The following is a 5,398-nucleotide window of genomic DNA, read 5'->3' on the forward strand; positions in this document are numbered from 1 at the left end:
TTTATGTTGTGTCCGGCGGTGTCCTACTCTCCCACACCCTCTCGGGTGCAGTACCATCGGCGCTGTGGGTCTTAGCTTCCGGGTTCGGGATGGGACCGGGCGTTTCCCCCACGCTATGACCGCCGTAACTCTTCCAACCACACCCCCGAACACCGCAGAGGACACCATATCCTCACAACCCCCAGGGGAGGGTAAATCTCTTCATTCATCACAACAACACACACTATTCAATTCTCACACCCCCCCACCGTGCGGGACGGGGTGATCTTCTCAGTCTTCTCAGTGGACGTGGTTATTGTTTCAGAACCGCATAGTGGACGCGTAGCACCAAAAAAGCATTTGCCTGAGCCCCAGAACCCACCAAACCAATAAAGGAAAACAGCGGGAAGGGGTGGTGTGTAAGTGGTCGGCTTATTAGTACCAGTCAACTGCACACATTACTGTGCTTCCATTTCTGGCCTATCAACCCAGTAATCTTCTGGGAGCCTTCACACCTCAAAGGGTGATGGAGATCTTATCTTGAAGCCGGCTTCCCACTTAGATGCTTTCAGCGGTTATCCATCCCGAACGTAGCTAATCAGCGGTGCCCTTGGCAGGACAACTGACACACCAGAGGTTCGTCCGTCCCGGTCCTCTCGTACTAAGGACAGACCTTCTCAAATCTCCTACGCGCGCAGCGGATAGGGACCGAACTGTCTCACGACGTTCTAAACCCAGCTCGCGTACCGCTTTAATGGGCGAACAGCCCAACCCTTGGGACCAACTCCAGCCCCAGGATGCGACGAGCCGACATCGAGGTGCCAAACCATGCCGTCGATATGGACTCTTGGGCAGGATCAGCCTGTTATCCCCGAGGTACCTTTTATCCGTTGAGCGACGGCCCTTCCATACGGTGCCGCCGGATCACTAGTCCCAACTTTCGTTCCTGCTCGAGATGCCTCTCTCACAGTCAAGCTCCCTTGTGCACTTACACTCAACACCTGATTGCCAACCAGGCTGAGGGAACCTTTGGGCGCCTCCGTTACTCTTTAGGAGGCAACCGCCCCAGTTAAACTACCCACCAGGCACTGTCCCTGGACCCGATCAGGGCCCGAAGTTAGATGCCTAACAACACCAGAGTGGTATTTCAACGATGACTCCACCCCAACTAGCGTTGAGGCTTCCACGTCTCCCACCTATCCTACACAAGTGATGTCAAACACCAATACCAAGCTATAGTAAAGGTCTCGGGGTCTTTCCGTCCTGCTGCGCGTAACGAGCATCTTTACTCGTAGTGCAATTTCGCCGAGTTCACGGTTGAGACAGCGGGGAAGTCGTTACTCCATTCGTGCAGGTCGGAACTTACCCGACAAGGAATTTCGCTACCTTAGGATGGTTATAGTTACCACCGCCGTTTACCGGGGCTTAAATTCTCCGCTTCGAGCCAAAGCCCTAACAGGTCCTCTTAACCTTCCGGCACCGGGCAGGAGTCAGTCCGTATACATCGTCTTACGACTTCGCACGGACCTGTGTTTTTAGTAAACAGTCGCTTCCCCCTGGTCTCTGCGACCACCACCAGCTCACAACCGCACAGGCTGCTCACCAGGGTGGTCCCCCTTCTCCCGAAGTTACGGGGGCATTTTGCCGAGTTCCTTAACCGTGATTCTCTCGATCGCCTTAGTATTCTCTACCTGACTACCTGTGTCGGTTTAGGGTACGGGCGGCTAAAACCTCGCGTCGATGCTTTTCTCGGCAGCATAGGATCACCGGATCCCCACCCAAGAGGTGGGGCCCATCAAATCTCAGGCACACAGACCACGGATTTACCTATGGTCCGCCCTACATTCTTAGACCCAGACAACCATCGCTGGGCCCGGCTACCTTCCTGCGTCACACCTGTTAATACGCTCGCTAGACCACATCAGGTCCCACGCTACTACTCCACCGTGAGCCCGAAGGCTCATCAGTGAAGGTTCGGGTGGTTAGTATCAGTAGTTTCGCGTGGGCGGTTCTTCGCCGGTACGGGAATATCAACCCGTTATCCATCGACTACGCCTGTCGGCCTCGCCTTAGGCCCCGACTAACCCAGGGCAGATTAGCTTGACCCTGGAACCCTTAGTCATTCGGCGGACACGTTTCTCACGTGTCTTTCGCTACTCATGCCTGCATTCTCACTCCAACACACTCCACAACAGGCTTACGCCGCTGCTTCACCGCAGTGTTGGACGCTCCCCTACCCAACCAGCAAAAGCTGATTGCCACAGTTTCGGCGGTGTGCTTGAGCCCCGCTACATTGTCGGCGCGGAATCACTTGACCAGTGAGCTATTACGCACTCTTTCAAGGGTGGCTGCTTCTAAGCCAACCTCCTGGTTGTCTAAGCAACTCCACATCCTTTCCCACTTAGCACACGCTTAGGGGCCTTAACTGGTGGTCTGGGCTGTTTCCCTCTCGACGATGAAGCTTATCCCCCACCGTCTCACTGCTGAGCTCTGACATCACTGGCATTCGGAGTTTAGTTGACGTCAGTAACCTTGTAGGGCCCATCAGCCATCCAGTAGCTCTACCTCCAGGATGAAACACTCAACGCTGCACCTAAATGCATTTCGGGGAGAACCAGCTATCACAGAGTTTGATTGGCCTTTCACCCCTACCCACAGCTCATCCCCCCAGTTTTCAACCTAGGTGGGTTCGGGCCTCCACGTGCTCTTACACACGCTTCACCCTGGCCATGGGTAGATCACTCCGCTTCGGGTCTAGACCCAGCAACTCACACGCCCTATTCAGACTCGCTTTCGCTACGGCTACCCCACACGGGTTAACCTCGCTACTGAGCACTAACTCGCAGGCTCATTCTTCAAAAGGCACGCCATCACACACCCAAAGGCATGCTTTGACGGATTGTAGGCACATGGTTTCAGGTACTATTTCACTCCCCTCCCGGGGTACTTTTCACCATTCCCTCACGGTACTGATTCACTATCGGTCAACAGGGAGTATTCAGGCTTACCAGATGGTCCTGGCAGATTCACACACGATTCCTCGAGCCGCGTGCTACTCGAGAACACACCACAGGCCGGCCGTACGCATTACAACTACGGGACTCACACCCTCTACGGTGACCGTCTCAACAGTCTTCGCCTATACGCCGACACCTCAACCCAGAGGACCGGTGGATCCCCTACGGGTGGTCTCACAACCCCAGCAACGCAACCCCCACCGGGTATCACACGTCACTGGTTTAGCCCCATACGCTTTCGCTCGCCACTACTCACGCAATCACTATTGTTTTCTCTTCCTGTCGGTACTGAGATGTTTCACTTCCCGACGTTCCTCCCACCACGCCTATACATTCAGCGTGGGGTGACACACCACTACAGCATGCCGGGTTTCCCCATTCGGACATCCTGGCCTCAACGCTCGGTTATCAGCTCCACCAGGCTTATCGCAGATTCCCACGTCCTTCATCAGCTCCTGTTGCCAAGGCATCCACCATGCGCCCTTAAACACTTACGACACACAAAAAATACACAGACAAATAAAAAAGATGCTCGCGTCCACTATGCAGTTCCCAAACAACAACCCCTACCCCCACCACCACAGACACACAGCCTGCAACGACCTGAAGTAAGGACCACAATCCAAAGGCTCATAGCCTCAGGACCCAACAGTGCGCCACACACCACAACAACAACACCAACCAGAAACACCTTTCCCACACCACTCACACAAACGAGCAGCGCGTACTCAGCGCAACAGCCAGCACCACCACTGTGATGACCCCGAAAAGCGAGATATTCATTGAAATTTCCACCCATGAGCAAACCCCCCAGCAACACACTCGGCTGCACAAAGAGGGCGGACCCAACTCGGGTCCTGCTCCTTAGAAAGGAGGTGATCCAGCCGCACCTTCCGGTACGGCTACCTTGTTACGACTTAGTCCCAATCGCCAGTCCCACCTTCGACCATTCCCTCCAGAAAACTGGTTAGGCCATGAGCTTCGGGTGTTACCAACTTTCGTGACTTGACGGGCGGTGTGTACAAGGCCCGGGAACGTATTCACCGCAGCATTGCTGATCTGCGATTACTAGCGACTCCAACTTCACGAAGTCGAGTTGCAGACTTCGATCCGAACTGAGACCGGCTTTTAGGGATTAGCTCCACCTCACAGTATCGCAACCCATTGTACCGGCCATTGTAGCATGCGTGAAGCCCAAGACATAAGGGGCATGATGATTTGACGTCGTCCCCACCTTCCTCCGAGTTGACCCCGGCAGTCTCCCATGAGTCCCCACCACTACGTGCTGGCAACATAAGACAAGGGTTGCGCTCGTTGCGGGACTTAACCCAACATCTCACGACACGAGCTGACGACAACCATGCACCACCTGTGAACCAGCCCCGAAGGGAAACTGCATCTCTGCAGCGATCCGGTCCATGTCAAGCCTTGGTAAGGTTCTTCGCGTTGCATCGAATTAATCCGCATGCTCCGCCGCTTGTGCGGGCCCCCGTCAATTCCTTTGAGTTTTAGCCTTGCGGCCGTACTCCCCAGGCGGGGCACTTAATGCGTTAGCTACGGCGCGGAAAACGTGGAATGTCCCCCACACCTAGTGCCCAACGTTTACGGCATGGACTACCAGGGTATCTAATCCTGTTCGCTCCCCATGCTTTCGCTCCTCAGCGTCAGTAACAGCCCAGAGACCTGCCTTCGCCATCGGTGTTCCTCCTGATATCTGCGCATTTCACCGCTACACCAGGAATTCCAGTCTCCCCTACTGCACTCCAGCCTACCCGTACCCACTGCACACCCGAGGTTGAGCCCCGGGCTTTCACAGCAGACGTGGCAAACCGCCTACGAGCTCTTTACGCCCAATAATTCCGGATAACGCTCGCGCCCTACGTATTACCGCGGCTGCTGGCACGTAGTTAGCCGGCGCTTCTTCTGCAAGTACCGTCACAAAAAGCTTCTTCCTTGCTGAAAGCGGTTTACAACCCGAAGGCCGTCATCCCGCACGCGGCGTCGCTGCATCAGGCTTGCGCCCATTGTGCAATATTCCCCACTGCTGCCTCCCGTAGGAGTCTGGGCCGTGTCTCAGTCCCAGTGTGGCCGGTCACCCTCTCAGGCCGGCTACCCGTCATCGCCTTGGTGAGCCATTACCTCACCAACAAACTGATAGGCCGCGAGTCCATCCAAAACCGCAAAAGCTTTCCACCAGCACCCCATGCGGAGGCCGGTCATATCCGGTATTAGACCCAGTTTCCCGGGCTTATCCCAGAGTCAAGGGAAGGTTACTCACGTGATACTCACCCGTTCGCCACTAATCCACCAGTGCAAGCACCAGCTTCATCGTTCGACTTGCATGTGTTAAGCACGCCGCCAGCGTTCATCCTGAGCCAGGATCAAACTCTCCATCAAAAAAT

3 rRNA genes are annotated in these 5,398 nt (G+C 55.1%); all 3 read right to left on the bottom strand.

Features of this window, described 5'->3' with window-relative positions:
• Nucleotides 1-10: 10 nt before the first annotated feature.
• Nucleotides 11-127 (bottom strand): 5S ribosomal RNA (rrf, locus tag D3250_RS11670).
• Nucleotides 128-394: 267 nt separating this feature from the next.
• A 23S ribosomal RNA gene (locus D3250_RS11675) occupies nucleotides 395-3,493 on the bottom strand.
• 371 nt (nucleotides 3,494-3,864) lie between these two features.
• Nucleotides 3,865-5,393, bottom strand: a 16S ribosomal RNA gene (locus D3250_RS11680).
• The 16S, 23S and 5S rRNA genes sit together here, the layout of an rRNA operon.
• Nucleotides 5,394-5,398: the final 5 nt, after the last annotated feature.

Origin of the sequence: Nesterenkonia natronophila (genome assembly GCF_003595215.1) — a bacterium.
In the GTDB taxonomy this organism is placed as follows: Bacteria; Actinomycetota; Actinomycetes; order Actinomycetales; family Micrococcaceae; genus Nesterenkonia; species Nesterenkonia natronophila.